Annotated in this window: 17 protein-coding genes; 8 read left to right on the forward strand and 9 right to left on the reverse strand. The window is 58.8% G+C overall.

What is annotated here, in order from left to right; translation table 11 throughout:
* Window positions 1-26 precede the first annotated feature (26 nt).
* From coaD to ACX3M4_RS03970, 3 genes are all read left to right on the forward strand, one after another.
* Entirely contained in the window at window positions 27-533 is a 507-nt protein-coding gene (coaD, locus tag ACX3M4_RS03960) for a pantetheine-phosphate adenylyltransferase (RefSeq protein WP_459357299.1), read from the forward strand.
* An 86-nt stretch (window positions 534-619) separates the two neighbouring features.
* The gene (locus tag ACX3M4_RS03965) at window positions 620-1,111 is read left to right on the forward strand and encodes a peptidylprolyl isomerase (RefSeq protein ID WP_459359359.1); all 492 of its coding nucleotides are present in this window, start codon (window positions 620-622) and stop codon (window positions 1,109-1,111) included.
* 64 nt (window positions 1,112-1,175) lie between these two features.
* Window positions 1,176-1,640 (forward strand): peptidylprolyl isomerase, encoded by a 465-nt coding sequence (locus tag ACX3M4_RS03970; protein WP_459359360.1) that lies wholly within the window; start codon window positions 1,176-1,178, stop codon window positions 1,638-1,640.
* A 13-nt stretch (window positions 1,641-1,653) separates the two neighbouring features.
* Here the strand turns inward: ACX3M4_RS03970 and ACX3M4_RS03975 are convergent, their stop codons facing one another.
* Window positions 1,654-2,358, reverse strand: coding sequence for a hypothetical protein (locus ACX3M4_RS03975; protein WP_459357300.1), 705 nt, complete (start codon window positions 2,356-2,358; stop codon window positions 1,654-1,656).
* Between the two features lie 256 nt (window positions 2,359-2,614).
* On the opposite strand from ACX3M4_RS03975, the gene queA reads away from it, so the two are divergent.
* Together queA and tgt are read left to right on the forward strand one after the other, a co-directional pair.
* Window positions 2,615-3,688, forward strand: a complete 1,074-nt coding sequence (gene queA, locus ACX3M4_RS03980; RefSeq protein WP_459357301.1) for a tRNA preQ1(34) S-adenosylmethionine ribosyltransferase-isomerase QueA — start codon at window positions 2,615-2,617, stop codon at window positions 3,686-3,688.
* 9 nt (window positions 3,689-3,697) lie between these two features.
* On the forward strand, window positions 3,698-4,849 hold the full coding sequence (tgt, locus tag ACX3M4_RS03985; RefSeq protein ID WP_459357302.1) for a tRNA guanosine(34) transglycosylase Tgt: 1,152 nt from the start codon (window positions 3,698-3,700) through the stop codon (window positions 4,847-4,849).
* Between the two features lie 40 nt (window positions 4,850-4,889).
* Here tgt and ACX3M4_RS03990 read toward each other — a convergent pair whose 3' ends face one another.
* From ACX3M4_RS03990 to galU, 3 genes are all read right to left on the reverse strand, one after another.
* Window positions 4,890-5,324 carry a DUF4864 domain-containing protein gene (locus ACX3M4_RS03990; protein ID WP_459357303.1) on the reverse strand — a complete coding sequence of 145 codons (435 nt, stop codon included), beginning with the start codon at window positions 5,322-5,324 and terminating at the stop codon, window positions 4,890-4,892.
* Window positions 5,325-5,508: 184 nt separating this feature from the next.
* Window positions 5,509-6,813, reverse strand: coding sequence for a nucleotide sugar dehydrogenase (locus ACX3M4_RS03995; RefSeq protein WP_459357304.1), 1,305 nt, complete (start codon window positions 6,811-6,813; stop codon window positions 5,509-5,511).
* Between the two features lie 125 nt (window positions 6,814-6,938).
* Window positions 6,939-7,832 (reverse strand): UTP--glucose-1-phosphate uridylyltransferase GalU, encoded by an 894-nt coding sequence (gene galU, locus ACX3M4_RS04000; RefSeq protein ID WP_459357305.1) that lies wholly within the window; start codon window positions 7,830-7,832, stop codon window positions 6,939-6,941.
* Window positions 7,833-8,190: 358 nt separating this feature from the next.
* Between galU and kdsA the strand changes: the two genes are divergently transcribed.
* Window positions 8,191-9,039, forward strand: a complete 849-nt coding sequence (gene kdsA / locus ACX3M4_RS04005; protein ID WP_459357306.1) for a 3-deoxy-8-phosphooctulonate synthase — start codon at window positions 8,191-8,193, stop codon at window positions 9,037-9,039.
* A gap of 144 nt (window positions 9,040-9,183) precedes the next feature.
* Window positions 9,184-10,458 (forward strand): phosphopyruvate hydratase, encoded by a 1,275-nt coding sequence (eno, locus tag ACX3M4_RS04010; RefSeq protein WP_459357307.1) that lies wholly within the window; start codon window positions 9,184-9,186, stop codon window positions 10,456-10,458.
* A 68-nt stretch (window positions 10,459-10,526) separates the two neighbouring features.
* Here the strand turns inward: eno and ACX3M4_RS04015 are convergent, their stop codons facing one another.
* The 4 genes from ACX3M4_RS04015 to ACX3M4_RS04030 form a co-directional block, all read right to left on the reverse strand.
* A complete protein-coding gene (locus tag ACX3M4_RS04015) occupies window positions 10,527-11,201 on the reverse strand; it encodes a DsbA family oxidoreductase (RefSeq protein WP_459357308.1) in 675 nt (224 codons plus the stop codon).
* A gap of 117 nt (window positions 11,202-11,318) precedes the next feature.
* Window positions 11,319-12,500: a PleD family two-component system response regulator gene (locus tag ACX3M4_RS04020; RefSeq protein ID WP_459357309.1), complete on the reverse strand. Its 1,182-nt coding sequence runs from the start codon at window positions 12,498-12,500 to the stop codon at window positions 11,319-11,321.
* A gap of 13 nt (window positions 12,501-12,513) precedes the next feature.
* On the reverse strand, window positions 12,514-14,145 hold the full coding sequence (locus ACX3M4_RS04025) for an AMP-binding protein (protein WP_459357310.1): 1,632 nt from the start codon (window positions 14,143-14,145) through the stop codon (window positions 12,514-12,516).
* Between the two features lie 27 nt (window positions 14,146-14,172).
* Window positions 14,173-15,978 (reverse strand): extracellular solute-binding protein, encoded by a 1,806-nt coding sequence (locus ACX3M4_RS04030; RefSeq protein WP_459359361.1) that lies wholly within the window; start codon window positions 15,976-15,978, stop codon window positions 14,173-14,175.
* Window positions 15,979-16,354: 376 nt separating this feature from the next.
* Between ACX3M4_RS04030 and ACX3M4_RS04035 the strand changes: the two genes are divergently transcribed.
* Window positions 16,355-16,927 (forward strand): invasion associated locus B family protein, encoded by a 573-nt coding sequence (locus ACX3M4_RS04035; protein WP_459357311.1) that lies wholly within the window; start codon window positions 16,355-16,357, stop codon window positions 16,925-16,927.
* An 84-nt stretch (window positions 16,928-17,011) separates the two neighbouring features.
* On the opposite strand, the gene hspQ is transcribed toward ACX3M4_RS04035, so the two are convergent.
* A complete protein-coding gene (gene hspQ, locus ACX3M4_RS04040; RefSeq protein ID WP_459357312.1) occupies window positions 17,012-17,335 on the reverse strand; it encodes a heat shock protein HspQ in 324 nt (107 codons plus the stop codon).
* Window positions 17,336-17,357: the final 22 nt, after the last annotated feature.

Consider the following 17,357-nt stretch of genomic DNA (forward strand, 5'->3'; position numbering starts at 1 on the left):
GGAGCAGGCAGAGTAAGGAAGGAGCCATGACTCGCATTGCGCTTTATCCGGGTTCCTTCGACCCAGTCACAAACGGCCACATGGACATCCTGCGGCAGGCACTTGCCCTGGCCGACAAGGTGGTGGTTGCGATCGGGATACATCCCGGCAAGACGCCACTCTTCACCTTCGAGGAGCGGGTCGAACTGATCCACGCCTCGGCAAAGGCCGAGTTCAGCCAGGAAGAGGCAGAACGCATCGATGTAATTGCCTTTGACGACCTCGTCATCAACAGGGCACGCACCCAGAAGGCGGCCTACCTGGTCCGGGGGCTGCGTGACGGTACCGACCTTGATTACGAAATGCAGATGGCCGGCATGAACGGCACGCTGGAACCGGACATCCGTACCGTGTTTTTGCCGGCGTCCCCGCACGTCCGCCATATCACCGCCACCTTGGTGCGCCAGATCGCAAAAATGGGTGGGGAAATTGCGGCCTTCGTTCCCAAACCCGTTGCGGAGCCGCTGAGGAGCCGGGCAAATCCCGGCAACTGATTGATTGATTGCTTTGACCTGAACCTTAGGAGACCCCCGTGTCACGCCTTTTCGCCGTATTTGCCGTTCTGGCATCGATCCTGATCATGCCCGCTGCCGTTCAGGCACAGGGCACGGACCTGGAAAACACGCTTTATCTTGATCTCAAGGACGGCCGTGTCGTCATCCAGTTGCGACCGGATCTTGCGCCTCAGCATGTGGAACGCATCAAGAAACTGGCCCGTGAGGGCTTTTACGACGGTATCGTCTTTCACCGGGTAATTGACGGCTTCATGGCCCAGACGGGCGATCCGACCGGCACCGGCATGGGAGGTTCCAACGAGCCTGACCTGAAAGCCGAATTCTCCAATGCGCCGTTCGAGCGCGGCACGCTCGGCATGGCCCGTGCCCAGAACCCCAACAGCGCCAATTCGCAGTTCTTCATCATGTTCGACGAAGGGGCATTCCTCAACGGCCAGTACACTGTTTTCGGCGAAGTTGTCGACGGCATGGAGTTCGTCGACAACATCACCCGCGGTGAACCGCCGGCAAATCCGGACAAGATCGTAAAGATGCAGGTTGCGGCCGACGCTCAATAAGCGCCCGGTCAAAGCTTGCCACCCCATTCAAGGAATACCAAAGGAGACTAACCCGATGGCCGATATCAAAGACGCCGAAAACACCCTGTTCATGGAAACCACCCAGGGCCCGATTGTGATCGAGATGAAGCCGGACCTGGCACCGACCCATGTCGCACGCATCAAGGAACTTGTCCGCGAAGGCTTTTACGACGGCATCGTCTTCCACCGGGTGATTGACGGCTTCATGGCCCAGACCGGTTGCCCGAACGGCACCGGCACCGGCGGTTCCGGCAAGAAGCTGAAGGCCGAATTCAGCAAGGAAAAGCACGTGCGCGGCACTTGCTCCATGGCCCGCGCGCAGGATCCGAATTCCGGCGACAGCCAGTTCTTCATCTGCTTCACCGATGCGCCGTGGCTCGATGGTCAGTACACGGTCTGGGGCGAAGTGATCGAAGGCATGGACAACGTCGACAAGATCAAGCGCGGCGAGCCGGTTTCCAATCCGGACAACATCGTCTCGGTCAAGGTTGCTGCCGACGCCGCCTGATTTCCGGTATCAATCAGTTCTGGAGAGGCGCGGTATCTTCGTCCGCGCCTCTTTCTTCTTCAGGGCCCAGCAAATCCCGGCATCGTTCGCTGAGGAAAACTCGCAGCGGATATTCCTGAATTCCCTTTTCCGAAAATTCCAGCTCTCTTCCTTCAGGAAAGGTTTTCCTGAATTCCTCGAGACCTGCACGATCTGCAGCAGCGTAGTCGACACGGGTTCTAACGAGCATTCCAAGCGCCTGTTCCATTGTCTCGACGAATGTGAACTCAGCACCGGCCTTCTCGAAGGGCATCCAGAAGTCCGACAAGGTCGAGCTACGTAGCAGAGCGATGCGTTTCCCCCGAAACTCTTCCGGTGAAGACCAGACAAACGGTTCTTCTTCTTTTCTGCGAACAAGCCCAATCACGATCTTCGCATCGCCAATCTGCCGATAGACGTGAGGCGTGGAAGCTGAAGGCGGGTACAAGGCAACGCACCAATCGCCTGTATCAACCGCATGCTGAGCTCGTGCGGGTGGTAAAAATCGGGCTTTTATCGTGAAGGGAAGTTTCCTCGCTGACAGCCAGGTTCGCAATTCATGAAAGACCAGACCGTCATCAGACCGGGTAGGGGTTGTATACGGAGGGTATTCTACCGCGATCACTTCCAATACAGTCGCCTGTGCCGCTTGGATTCCGATCAGCAGAAAAAATGCCCAAATTCGTATAACAACGAGCATCGCAACTCCGTCTTGCCAATTGGTCCGCATATCATATGCGTCTTCCTGCAGAACAAATACTGTCAAACGTGACAGAGGCACGGGAAAGCTTCAAAAGGCGGTCTTTAATCCCTGATTTCCAACAAGTGTTCCCGTGAGGAATTGCAAACGACCTGTTGACCAGAAAAAGACGGCCCGTTATGAGCGGTCGATCCAGCGCGCCGGCCGATACGCAGCCGCGCCTGTCCTCCAATGATCAAAACATCGCAAGGCCGCCATGCGCGTCGACCAATTCGATTTTGACCTTCCAAACGAACGGATCGCCCTGCGACCCGCCCGGCCGCGTGACACAGCGCGCATGCTGGTCGTGCGTCCCGGTTCCGATCCGCTGTTGAGCGACAACGGGGTGCGGGATCTGCCGGCAATGCTGCAGCCGGGCGATGCTCTTGTCTTCAACGACACCAGGGTTATTCCGGCCCAGCTGGAAGGCACGCGTCTGCGCGGTGAAATTTCTGCAGGCATTGGCGCCACACTGCATATGCGCACCGGTCCCGACCGCTGGAAGGCGTTCGTGCGGCCGGCAAAGAAACTGCAGGTCGGCGACGACATTCTTTTTGAAGGCTTCGGCACCCGTCTGACAGCAGAAGTCGCCGAAAAAGGCGATGCCGGCGAAGTCCTCTTGGTGTTCGACCGGTCTGGTCCGGATCTGGATGTCGCGATAGCGGCCGTCGGCCATATCCCGCTGCCGCCCTATATCGCCCAGAAGCGCGGCGAGGACGATCAGGACCGCAAGGACTATCAGACAATTTTCGCCGAGCGCGACGGCGCCGTCGCGGCCCCGACCGCCGGTCTTCATTTCACGCCTGAGCTGCTGCAGGCATTGAGTGACCGGGGCATCGAGCAGCACCGGGTGACACTGCATGTGGGCGCGGGCACCTTTCTGCCCGTAAAGGCCGACGATACGAACGACCACAAGATGCATGCGGAATGGGGCGAGGTTTCCCGGGACACCGCCGAAGCCCTGCTGGCGGTCAAGGCACGCGGCAACAAGGTTGTCAGCGTCGGCACCACATCACTCCGCATTCTCGAAAGCTCAGCCCTGAAGAGTGGTGCGATCGCGCCCTTTGCCGGTGAGACTTCGATTTTCATCACGCCGGGTTATCGCTTCAGGGCAATCGATGCCCTGATGACCAATTTCCACCTGCCGCGTTCGACCCTGTTCATGCTTGTGTCCGCGCTCTCGGGTCTTGAGACCATGCGCGCGGCCTATGCCCATGCCATCGCGCAGGACTACCGTTTCTACAGCTACGGCGACGCCTCGCTTCTGTTCCCGCAGGAAGGCGCCGTCTGAGGACCTTTCATGACTGACACCGCAAAACCCTTCGGCTTCAAGCTGATCAAGACCGATGGCATGGCCCGGCGTGGCGAGATCACCACACCGCACGGCATCGTCCGTACGCCGGCCTTCATGCCGGTCGGCACGCAAGCGACGGTCAAGGCCATGTATCCGGGCCAGGTACGTGAAACCGGTGCCGATGTGGTGCTCGGCAACACCTATCACTTGATGCTGCGTCCGACGGCGGAGCGCGTTGCTAAGCTTGGCGGCCTGCACGAATTCATGAACTGGCCGCATACGATCCTTACCGACAGCGGCGGTTTCCAGGTGATGTCACTGGCACAACTGCGCAAGCTTGACGAGGACGGGGTTCGATTCCAGAGCCATATCGACGGCCAGAAATATCACCTGACGCCGGAGCGTTCGGTCGAAATCCAGGGTCTGCTCGGCTCGGACATCCAGATGCAGCTCGACGAATGCATCAAGTTGCCGAGCCCGCGCGAAGAAGTACAGCGCGCGATGGAGCTGTCGCTGCGTTGGGCAGAGCGGTCCCGCAAGCAGTTCGAGGCAATGGACGGTCCGGACAAGGGGCAGGGGCTATATGGCATCGTTCAGGGCGGCGATCAGCCGGATCTGCGCGTCCGCTCGGCCGAAGAACTCGGTAAAATGCCCTTCGAAGGCTATTCGGTCGGCGGTCTGGCCGTTGGCGAGCCGCAGGACGTGATGCTGGCAATGCTCGAGATCACGACACCCGTCATGCCGGTGGAGAAGCCACGCTACCTGATGGGCGTCGGCACGCCGGACGATCTTCTGGAAAGCGTGAAGCGCGGGATCGACCAGTTCGACTGCGTCATGCCGACCCGGGCCGGCCGTCATGGGCTCGCCTATACGCGCTTCGGCAAGGTGAACCTGAAGAATGCGCGCCACCAGGACGATCCGCGTCCCCTGGATGAGGCAAGTGATTGTCCGGCGTCAAGCATCTACAGCCGCGCCTATCTGCATCACCTTGTGCGGGCGGGCGAGGGGCTCGCCGGTATGCTGCTCACCTGGAACAACATCGCCTACTATCAGCAGCTCATGCAGGGAATGCGCGACGCTATCGAGGAAAGCCGTTTCGAGGATTTCTACGCCAGGACCAAGGAAGACTGGGCGCGCGGCGACATTCCGGCTCTTTAGGCCTGAGGTTCGCTAGGACTAGCCGCACGCACACAAGGCGTCAGGTGGACAGGCCGTCCGAAGCTGTCAGGTAACAGCCGGAAATCCGCCAGCTGCCGTCGTCCTGCTGCTCGAAACTGTAAAGCGCTACCCAGCTCTTGCCGTTCGGACCGGTTACGAAGACTTCCTGCGTCGGACCGAGTGAAGTCATCTTTGACCGGCCAAAGGTGACGCTTTGCGGCCGGTAGACAGGTTGATAGCCTTGGCGGACCATTTCCATGAAGAATTCCGGCGTCTGGAACCGCTGTTGCAGGGAGCTGGTGGCAAAAGAAAAAGCCTGCTTGGCGTTGCCGGAAGCAAAGGCAGTCATCTGATCCTTGATGATCTTGTGAAAGGCGCCGCTGTCGAGACTGTCTTCCGCGCGGACCGCTCCGGTGGCCAGTATCAGGCTTACGCCAGCTGCTGCCGCCAACTTCCAGAAACGAGCATGAGCCATGATCGGTGTCTCCTTTCCCGAAACTCGATTATTATACGGCCCGAAACCCTTTTCAGATTGCTAAAATCCGAATAATCCCCTGCGTCAATCAAGGCCTCTTTGCGGCCTCATCCATTGCAATGTTCGAAAGAAAAACAAATGCCGGTCTGAGTTTTTCTCTTTGACGCGAAATTATCCCGTCAATTCAAAGGCGCCAGAGCCGAATACCGTCGGGAACGGTTGTCCGGTCCAGCAATGCCGGAATATCGGCAACAAGGCCCCGCGCACCGTTCAAGGCGCCCGCCAATGTGCTCCAGCTTGAACCACCCTGACAAAATTGCGAATGAGGAACCGCGAATACCGCGATATCCGCAACCTCAAGCTTCTCATGTGAGGTGAGGGTGATTCCGTATTCCTCGGAAACCTGCTCCGGATCGGCGAGTGGATCGATCACCTGGATCTTCGCACCGAATTTCTGCAATTCGCGAATGAGATCCACCACCTTGGAATTTCGGGTATCCGGTACATTCGCCTTGTAGGTGATGCCGAAAACGGAAATTTTCGGCGGCATCGGCAATCCGAGTTTCACACCTTCCTGGATGATCTTGCCGGCGATGAAGGCGGGCATGGCTTCGTTGGTGCCGCGACCGGCGAGGATCACCTGCGGTGTCAGGCCGATTTCATGGGCCTTGTGGGTCAGGTAATAGGGATCGACACCGATGCAGTGACCACCAACAAGACCGGGCTGGAACGGAAGGAAGTTCCATTTGGTGGCAGAGCCCGCCAGAACATCCCTTGTGTCGATCCCCATCTGGTGGAACAGCATCGAGAGTTCGTTCATCAAGGCGATGTTGAGGTCGCGCTGGGTGTTTTCGATCACCTTGGCGGCTTCCGCGACACGGATCGACGGTGCCTTGTGAATGCCGGCCGTTACCACCGAGCCATAAAGGGCGGCCAATGTCTCAAGCGCCGGTTTGGAAGACGCCGAGACGATCTTGGTGATATCTGCAAAGCCCCGCTCCGTATCGCCTGGATTGATGCGCTCGGGCGAATAGCCGACTTCGAAATCTGTCCCGAGCTTCCTGCCGGATTCCCGTTCGAGGATCGGCACGGCTACCTCTTCCGTCGCACCCGGGTAGACGGTGGATTCAAAGACTGCGATCGCGTCCCGTTTCAGATTGCGGCCGACGGTTGCTGCCGCGCTTTTGAAGGGAGAAAGATCCGGACGCTTGGCTTCGTCCACCGGCGTCGGAACGGCGACAATGAGAATATCCCGGTCGCGAAGGTCTTCCTCATTCGCGGAAAAAGAGAGGGTCTTCTGCACAAGATCCCCCGTCGAGACGGATGCGGTGCTGTCCCGACCCTCTGCCAATTCCTGCAATCGCCTGCGATTGATGTCGAATCCCAGGACATCGTAGCCATACGCCGCAAAGGCGGTTGCAACCGGCAGACCGACATATCCAAGGCCTATGACGGCGATTTTCTTCGAAGACTTCAAAGTGTCGGACATGAAATTTCCAGGGCAGATCGGAGTACAGGAAGCCGATACGGGAAGGGCCGAACCGCATTACGGTCCGGCCCACTCCTAATCTGTTACCAGCGGCTTTTTCAAGCCCGCTTTGAACGTGGAACTGCTTATTCAGCTGCCAGAGGACGACGAATCATTTCTTCAAGGAATGGCACCATTTCCCGGGCAAGCTTCGGATCGTCCATGCCGAAGGCGATGTTGGCGCTGAGGAACCCTGCCTTGCTGCCGCAGTCATAGCTGCGCCCTTCGAACTTGAGCGAAGCGAAGGGCTGGGTTTTCATCATGGCGAGCATGCTGTCGGTCAGCTGAATTTCGCCACCGGCGCCCTTGCTGTGCCGTCCGAGCAGGTCAAAAATCTCCGGCTGGAGAATGTAGCGCCCGGTGATCATCAGATTGGACGGAGCGGTGCCCGGCGCAGGTTTCTCCACCATGTTGGTGATTTTGCGGGCATTCCCGTTGATCTCATCGGCCAGTTCGACAATGCCGTAATTGTGAGTTTCTTCTTCCGGGACTTCTTCCACGGCGATGATGTTGCCACCAACCTCCTCATAGAGGTCAACCATCTGTTTGAGGCAACTGACCTGGGACTTGATGATCATGTCCGGCAGGAGGATCGCAAACGGGTCGTCGCCGATGATGTCACGTGCGCACCAGATGGCATGGCCGAGGCCGAGCGGTGCCTGCTGGCGTGTGAAGCTCGTCGACCCGGGCACTGGCCGGTGTTTTTCCAGAAGCTCCAGGGCCGCGGTCTTGTTGCGCGCCTTCAGCGTGTCTTCCAGCTCATAAGCCATGTCGAAGTGATCTTCGATAACATGCTTGTTGCGGCCGGTGACGAAAACGATGTGTTCGATCCCCGCCGCGCGGGCCTCGTCAACCACATACTGGATGATCGGCCGGTCGACGATTGTCAGCATTTCCTTCGGAACCGCCTTGGTCGCAGGCAAGAAGCGGGTTCCTAGACCTGCGACAGGCAGGACGGCTTTGCGAATGGGTTTGTTCATCTCAGACCTTCCGATGCTGACTGTTTGACAGCTTCCGCATTTTTCGTTGCCCAGTAATAGACAACCGTTCCACGAAACTCACGCTTAATGTTTCGAACCGGGAAAGCCGGGGCTGGCATTCCGTCGGCCGGTCCATTGTGCGGCGCGACAAAATTCCTATGAGTTGAACACTGTGATGATAATGAGGCCGTTACGGCCGTGTCGAATTTTAAATCGATTTAATTCCACATCAATCTCTCAGCTGGCGATGTTGCGGGGAAACCAAAAGAGCGCTATGGAACACCCGCAAAGGGTTGGGCCCGGACCTTGCTTCCGTGGAACAACGAAGCAAGGCGCTTCCGATGACACAAGGTGAAAGATGACTGAGGCAAACCGCGTAGTTTCCGTTGGCAACGTAACGTTCAGCAACGAAGCGCCTTTCAGCTTGTTGGCTGGCCCTTGCGCCCTCGAAAGCCGGGACCATGCGCTGGAATGCGCCGCAGCAATCAAGGAGATTGCCGGCCGTCTCGGTATCGGCGTCGTTTACAAGACCTCTTTCGACAAGGCCAACCGCACGTCACTTTCCGGCGGACGGGGCGTTGGCATGAAGGAAGCCTTGCCGATCTTTGCCGAGGTGAAGGAAAAATTCGGCATGCCGGTCGTGACCGACATTCACAGCGCAGACCAATGCGCGCCGGTTGCCGAAGTTGTCGACGTGCTTCAGATCCCGGCCTTTCTGTGCCGCCAGACGGATCTGCTTGTTGCTGCTGCTCAGACCGGCCGTGTCGTCAATGTCAAGAAGGGTCAGTTCCTGGCGCCCTGGGACATGAAAAACGTGCTCGGAAAGGTGACCGGATCCGGCAATCCGAACGTGCTTCTGACAGAGCGCGGCGCCAGCTTCGGTTACAACACCCTGGTGACTGATATGCGCGCGCTGCCGATCATGGCACAAACGGGTGCGCCGGTCGTCTTCGATGCCACCCATTCCGTTCAGCAGCCCGGCGGGCAGGGCGCCTCTACAGGTGGCGACCGCACCATGGTGCCGGTTCTTGCCCGCGCTGCCGTTGCCGTCGGTGTCGCCGGTCTCTTCATTGAAACCCATCCCGACCCCGACAAGGCTCCCTCGGACGGCCCGAACATGGTTCCGCTGAAGGATCTTGAAGCGCTTCTCACACAGTTGAAAGCGCTCGACAACGTGGTCAAAGCCCCGGTGGCAGCCGCGGAATAACACTTTCAAGCCGCACCTTCAGGGGTGCGGCTTTATCATGCGGAGCCTCCGCTCTACTCATCTGGCCGGTTCGCCGGCTTCCGGAAGTGCCGGACCTCCACCGGCGAATTCAGCTCAGCTACATGCGACAAGGGAGTTCTTTCCATGACCGCCATTATCGATGTCATCGGCCGTCAGATTTTTGACAGCCGCGGCAACCCGACCGTCGAGGTCGATGTCTTTCTGGAAGACGGCTCCTTCGGCCGTGCGGCGGTACCGTCCGGCGCCTCCACCGGTGCACATGAGGCTGTCGAGTTGCGTGATGGCGGCGACCGTTTCATGGGCAAGGGCGTGCAGAATGCCGTCGATGCAGTCAACGGCGAGATCTTCGAGACGGTCGGTGGCCTTGATGCCGAAGACCAGCTGCAGATCGACCAGGCGATGATCGATCTCGACGGCACCAGCAACAAGTCACGCCTTGGTGCCAACGCAATCCTCGGCGTGTCCCTGGCCGTTTCCCGCGCAGCTGCCCAGGCCTCCGGCCTGCCGCTCTACCGCTATGTCGGCGGAACCTCGGCCCGTACCCTGCCGGTTCCAATGATGAACATCATCAATGGCGGTGCCCACGCCGACAACCCGATCGACTTCCAGGAATTCATGATCATGCCGGTCGGCGCTGAGAGTCTCAGCGAAGCTGTGCGCATGGGCTCGGAAATCTTCCACACCCTGAAAAAAGCGCTGAATGCCGCCGGTCACAACACCAATGTCGGCGACGAAGGCGGCTTCGCTCCGAACCTGGAATCGACGGACGCTGCCATCGGTTTCGTCATGAAGGCCATCGAGACCGCTGGCTACAAGCCGGGCGAAGACGTCTTCCTGGCGCTTGACGCGGCTTCCACCGAGTTCTTCAAGGACGGCAAATACGTTCTGGAAGGCGAGGGCAAGACCCTGGCGCCGGAAGAAATGGCGAAGTACCTGGCAGATCTCGTCTCCCGTTACCCGATCATCTCGATCGAAGACGGCCTTGCGGAAGACGACTGGGACGGCTGGAAGGCTACGACCGACCTCATCGGCAACAAGTGCCAGCTGGTTGGCGACGATCTTTTCGTCACCAATTCGGAGCGTCTGCGCAAGGGCATCGGCCTTGGTGTCGCCAACTCGATCCTGATCAAGGTCAACCAGATTGGCACCCTGTCGGAAACGCTCGACGCCGTCGAAACCGCGCACAAGGCGGCTTATACCGCTGTCATGTCGCACCGGTCCGGCGAAACCGAAGACAGCACGATTGCCGATCTTGCGGTTGCCACCAATTGCGGCCAGATCAAAACGGGGTCGCTTGCGCGTTCCGACCGGCTTGCAAAGTACAATCAGCTGATCCGCATCGAGGAAGAACTCGGCGCCCAGGCCGTCTATGTCGGCCGGTCCATCCTGCGTGGCTGATTTTCAGCACAGCTTCAAACGGAAAGCCCCGCATTTGCGGGGCTTTTTGTTTTTCAGAAGAAGGTCTTTCAGTGCGTGGCAACGACCTGCGGGTTGGCGCGGGTTTCCTCCGCGTGCAACAGGGCGGCCGCGATGGTTTCCGCCTTCTCGGCTCCGGCAAGCACGAACCTGCCGTCGATGATGAAACAGGGCACGCCTGTTATGCCGGAGGTTTGAGCATTGGCAATCTGGGCCTCGACCTTGTCGAGATCGGTTTCCGTTTCAAGGAGTTGCTCCACCAGGTCCGACTGCATGCCTGCGTCCGCCGATATGCGGACAAGAACCGCAGGGTCTGTCAGATCCTCGCCATCTAGAAAATAGGCCTTGAAGAGGAGTTCCACGACTTCGTCCTGAAGATCGTCCGCTTTCGACCACAGGATCAGGCGATGGCAATCGAGAGTGTTGGGCGACAGCTTGATGTCCTCGAAAGCAAAGGGAATGCCTTCTTCCTGACCGGCTGCCCGGATCTGGCTGTAGAACGCATCGGCGCGCTCAAGGCCACCGAACTTGTCGCTAAGATACTGTTTGCGGTCCTTGCCGGTTTTCGGCAGCGTCGCATCGATCTGGAACGGATGCCAGCGAACCAGGATGTTGAGTTGCGGCACAGACCGCAGAGCCGCTTCCAGCCGTCGCTTGCCAATGTAGCACCAGGGGCACATCACGTCCGAGACGACATCGACGGTGAGCGGGGCAGGATCTGTCATGAGGCTTCCGGAACTGTTCTGAGATAGTGTCAAAGCTAATGTCTTTGACAAATATGCCAACCCCAATTTCACGGCAACGTTAAGGCAGACGCCAAATTGGCTTGTATGCCTGTAAGCTCAAAGCACCGTGTGGATCAGGATTGAGTTGATGCGTTTTTGCAGGCGGGTCGTGCCGGCCTCATTTTTCAGGACCGCAACCGGGCCGAATTCCCGCACAAGGCAGACGAGATCCTCGTCCCGGCTTGTTGCATCGGCGATGGAAAGAAGGGTGGCGTAAATTTCGTCCAGTTCGTCCTCCGAATGGACGGCGATGCCGAAATTTTCAGGTTGCAGCCGCATTTCCCAAAGATCGAGCCCGCGTGCTGCGAGCGCATCGCTGCAGGCTTCCAGATAGCGGGTGTAATCTTCGACTTCGAGACCGCCCTCGGTGACTTGCTGGCGCAGCCAGACATGGCTTTCCGCCAGGATCCGGTCCGCCAACCGGCGTCTCTTGCCGAAGCGAAGGGCCGATTTCAGCCGCCGTGAAAGGGTCTCCTTCCGGTTTTCTCCGACCAGAACGTCGGATGCGCCGTTGCGGAACAGGAGGACCAGATCCTCCTCACGCTCGCACACGGCCAAAACCGGCAAACCGGCAAAGCGTGCATCTCGCCGGATCTGCTGCATGTAGTCGATCGCATCGTCGAAGGGGGCATCGATGACGACGGCGTCGAAGGCCCGTTTCGACATGAATTCGACCGCCATGTTGCCGTCGAATGCGCCAACCACTTCAACCTTCTGGTCGCTGGCATCCTGCCATTCCAGGAAACGGCCGCTCAGGCCGACGACCAGCAGGCTGCTGGTGCCGGAATGATGGGGGGCGGATCCGAAACCGGGAATGCGGCCGAAGATCCTGCGGCGCAACTGCGCCTCTTCCGATCGCAATATGGCCCTTTGGTGAATGCAGATTAGCATCAACAGAACTTCATCGGGCACGATTCGGTCGATGATGGCCGTTGCCTGCAATCCTTCCGGAAACACGTCTTCGCTGCCGGTGAGGATATAGAATGGAACTTCGCAGGAGAGAGCACGCACCTGCGGCAGCAGCCAGTCAAAGAAACCAATACGCTGATCTTCGATAATGGAAGCAATGTCGATAACGATCGCGGCCGGCAACGCCATGGGGAGCCCGCCGCGCCGCTCGAACATGCTCAGCAGCGAGACATCGAGGTCTTCCGGCATGTCCCCATTGCTGCTCCGCCTCGGCCGCCGGCCCGCATACCAGTATGGGCCGCGCCAGGACAGCGAGGTTTCAACATCCATTCCGCGTCCCCATCTATGCCACGGCTGCCGGCAGACGTTGTGTCCGCATGGTCAAGCGGTCCCGGCTGATGGTCCCGTCCGAGTTCCGTGGCAGTGACCTTAAAATCAACACACGATGGGGGATCTTGGCAAGGTCTACGCCTTCCGCATCGAGATAGGCAAAGAAGGCACCGGCATCCGGCACGTGTCCGGAGTCCGGAACAAGTGCGGCATACATCCTTGCGCCTAGAACCGGATCCTCGACTATAAAGGCAGCAGCCTCGCGAATGCCGGGATAGCCGGAATAGATGACATCGATCGTTTCGAGGTTTCCGGTGCCGAGTGCATAGAGCCCTGGAATGCCGAAACCGGATATACCGCCTTCCGTCAATTCAACCTTTATGTTGGTGTTGAGGAACCCGGTTTCTTCCCACCGGACCTGTTGCTGGTCCACATGCATGGTTCGCCAGCCGATTTCCGGAACCATCGGTCCTTTAACCAGCAGCGACTGAATCTGAGCGTCCACCTCCTCGGTGACCGCGATTTCGAGAAGGGCTGGCCCGCTTTCGCACCCGTTCGACCCGCTATATTTTCCCAGCGCGGTCGCCTTCATCTTTGCGGACGGACTTCGCACCTTGGCAACCAGCGCGTATTCGTCGGCCACGTGCAGGTCGATGAGCCGCCGGCGGGCAACGAATGTCGTCGGATGCGGCGCGGCGATGTTCCACGCTGCAAGAATGGTCGTCTTGGTATTGGAAAGCTTGCGGTCCAGGGTCTGCGCCAGAGGGCCCGGCGTCATGACGATATCCGCTTCCACCTCATTCGCATGTGTTGCCAGATTGGCGAGCGACGTCGGATGGTGCAGATGCAATGTTCCACCGGTCATGAGCCAGGGCACGAGACCGCCGCCAAGGCCTGTCAGGCCGCTCAGGGAATAGGGCAGCACCAGCGTGCTGGCTTCCTTGACATGGGCTTCGTGAACGATCATCTGCGCCGCGGAAATCCAGTGATTGTGGCAGCGTGTCACCGGCACGTTTTCTTCGCCGCTTCGGCTCCAGCAGATCGTTGCAGTGTGATCGGCGGGATCCGGGCGTTCTGACGGCGTGAAGGTGAGGGCATCGCCCATCTCCGCCAGCATAGGGCCAAGTTCGATCAGGCCATCTGGTATGTCCTTGCCGAGACCGAAGACAAAACGCAACGAGAAGAGTTCGGCGGCGACGTCACGGGCCGCAGTGCCGACATCGCGCGTCTCCACCCTGTCGGCGGCAATGAACCCCTTGGCGCCGATCGAGTTGAGGGCTTCCAGGACGTTTTTCTGCCGCCAATGGAGCGGCAGCGGCGAGATGACGAGGTCGGCCCGGAGGGCTGCGAGAATGGCGATGACCGTGTCGACCGTGTTGGGTGCCTGGACACCGATCACGTGATCGGCGGCAAGGCCGACGGTCTTGTAGAAAGCGGCGAGCCGGTCGATTTCCCGGTCCGCTTCGCGGTAGGTCAACTGGCGCGGGCTTCCGCCGGTCCAGGTGGAGCGGTCGGGCGCATCCACCAGGGCAAGCCGATCCGGGTGTTCGGCGGCGGTTTTCCGGAAGAGTTCGTCAAGCGGCACATCGGACCAGGCTCCGCTCTCGTGATACTCCTTGGACAAGCTGTCTTGGGTGGCTTTCATGTCGTCTTTCGTCCGTTGGTCCGATAGTTATTGAGCGGCGGCCCACCATGTGTCGTACTCATGCCCGTAAAGGGACTCCTTCTGGGGCGGCACCACTTTCTTCCAGTGTGCGACCCAGTCGTCCGGCACGTGATACAGCGGCACGGCATAGGCACCGGAAATCAGCACGCGGTCGAAAGCCCGGACGGCTGCAACAAATTCGTCCTGGGTGCGTGCGCCGACAATTGCATCGATCATGGCGTCGATGGCGGGTTCGCTCGCGCCGACAAAATTGAAGGACCCTTCGGTTTCCGCGGCCTTCGAGGACCACCGTCCGTATTGCTCGGCGCCTGGCGACAGGGATGCCTGCCAGGTGTTGAAGACCATGTCGAAGTCACGCTTGGTGCGGCGGTCTTCGAACTGGGTCGGGTCGACGCTGCGCACGCTTGCCTCGACGCCCAGAAGCTCGAGCGTCCGGATATAGGCGAGCGCCAGCTTTTCCTCATCTTCGTTCTTGGCGAGGATTTCGAAGGAAAGCTGATTGCCGGTCTCGGAATGAATGAGTTTGCCGTCCTTGAGGGCGTAGCCCGCCGAGGCAAATTCGTTCAGCGCGGCTCGCAGGATCTTGCGGTCGCGCCCCGAGCCATCGGCGTCAGTCGGCCGCCATGTGCCTGCCATGACCTCCGGATCGACCGCATCCGGGAACGGAGCCAGCAATTCCTTCTCGCGTTCGCCGGCAGGTCGCCCGATCGAGGAAAGTTCCGAATTGTCCCAATAGCCAGCCGTGCGGGTGTAGAGGCCGTGATAAAGGTTCCGGTTCACCCATTCGAAATCGAACAGCATCCGCAAGGCCTTGCGGACGTTCCGGTCGGAAAACTGGTCCCGTCTCGTGTTGAAGGCCATGCCCTGCATTGCGGCCGGGATGCCGAGCGGGATCGCGATCTTTGCGACATCGCCGTTCTTGAAAGCGGGAAAATCGAAACCGGTTGCCCAACGGACGGGATCACGGAACTGCAGCGCGTCGACGATCCCCTTCTTGAAGGCTTCCTGGAGCGTGGTTTCGTCCCGATAATATTCAACCCGGATCTCGTCGAAATTGTCGAAACCGGCTTTGACCGGCAGGTCCTTGGCCCAATAGTCTTCGTTCTTCTCATAAACGACCAGACGGCCCGGCTCGATAGTCTTGAAGGTGTAAGGACCGGAGCCGACCGGTGGGGTCAACGACGATTTGTCGAAGTTGGCCGCATCCGTGTGCTTCTTTGAATAGATGGGCGCCAAGGCGATCAGCAGGGGCAGTTCCCGGTTATCGCCGTTTTCGAACACGAGCTTCAGCCGGTTCGGCGCCGTCACCTGCTTTTCCGTGATGGCGGCATACCAGTTGCGGAAGGGCGGGCGTCCCTTTTCGGCGATGATTTCCAGCGAAAAGATGACGTCATCGACCGTCACCGGAGTGCCGTCCGAAAACCTTGCCTCCGGATTGAGTTCGAATTCGATCCACTCGCGGCTGTACGGCATGCGCACCCGCTGCGCAAGGAGGCCGTAAAGAGAGAAGGGCTCGTCATAGGAGCGGACCAGCAGGCTTTCCAGGATGTTGTTGCCGAACTCGCGCTCACGCATGCCGCGCGCCGATGTCCATCCGCCCTGGACGATGAACGAATTCAGGCTGTCGAAGGTGCCCTGAACGCCAAGCGTGATGCTGCCGCCCTTGGGAGCCTGCGGGTTGGCGTAGGGAAAGGGTTCATCGGGACCGAGGGCAGGGCTGCCATGCATGGCGATGCCATGGCTCCACGCAACATCGCCGTCCTCAGCAGTTGCACCTGAGGACCAGGCGAAAGCCAACATGACGGCGGCCATCGCGACAGGGGCGAGGGTTCTGCCGGTCACTGTTCCGGCTGCAAGGATTGATCCGCAAACTCTCGAAATACGCATAACGCTGCCCGGATTCCAATGATTCTCACCCTTCAGAGTACCACAGGGTTGCAGCAGGTGCGCCAGCCGCAAGCCAGAAACACCAAGATATTCAGATTTGAATCAAGCCGATGGTCTGCGTTGCAAATCGGCCACCCTCTTGCCCAATTTAAGTGTCTTACCATCATTTCACCGTTCGAATGTTCTAACGGGCCTTGCGGTTGGTTCCGGAATGCCTCAGAACAACGCGAAAGTTCGTACACGCACGATTGAGGACGTTTCGATGACGAGTGTTTTGAAAAGAGGATTGTTCGGATGCGCGATGGGTGCATTCGTAGCCCTATCTTCTTTTGCAGGTGCACCCGCAATTGCCCAGGAAGAAAAAAGCCCATGGACGAAGGCGTGTAACACCAATCCGAATACGCAGAAGCAGATCTGCTTCATTTCGATTGAATTGCGCACCAATACCGGCCAGTTCCTGAGCAATATTGCCATTCAGGAAACCGAAGGCGAAGCCCGCAAGAAACTGCTGGTTGCCGTTCCGACCGGCGTTCTGATCCAGCCGGGTGTGCGCATTCAGATCGACGACGGCAAGCCGGTTCAGGGCAAATACAGCATTTGTGCCCCGAACGCCTGTTACGCCGAACTTGCAATCGACGACAGCTTCGTCACCGCGATGAAGCAGGGTGGCGAGATGATCGTCGCGCCGTATAACCAGCAGGCCAAGGAAATCGTCTTCAAGATGACCCTTGTTGGCTTCACCAAGGTTTATGACGGCGAACCGATGAACCTTGCCGAACTGCAAAAGCGCCAGGAAGAACTGCAGAGCGAACTGCAGAAGCGCGCCGACGAAGCCCGCCAGAAGCTGATCGAAGCCCAGAAGCAGGGCCAGTAAACTCTGCAGCAGGTGCTAAAAACACAAGGCCGGACCTCATCGAGGTCCGGCCTTTTTCTTTAAGTCTCCTGGAACAGACCGGCGTCAGTGGATTTCGACGCTGCGCGGCAGATAAGAGCCGTCCATCTGTTCCTCGAAAATCTCTTCCACCTGAGGATGGCGAACCGGTTCACCGGTCATGTCGGCTTCCAGGTTCTGTTCGCTGACATAGGCAACGTACTCGGTCTCTTCGTTTTCAGCGAGGAGGTGATAAAACGGCTGATCACGCAGCGGACGCACGTCTTCCGGGATGGCGTTCCACCATTCTTCCGTGTTGCTGAATGTCGGGTCGACATCGAAAATCACGCCCCGGAAGGGGTAGATCCGGTGCCGGACGACCTGACCAATTCTGAATTTCGCCGTTCGCATGATTACTCGTCCGATACTGCAT

Source organism: Roseibium sp. M-1 (assembly GCF_054515675.1).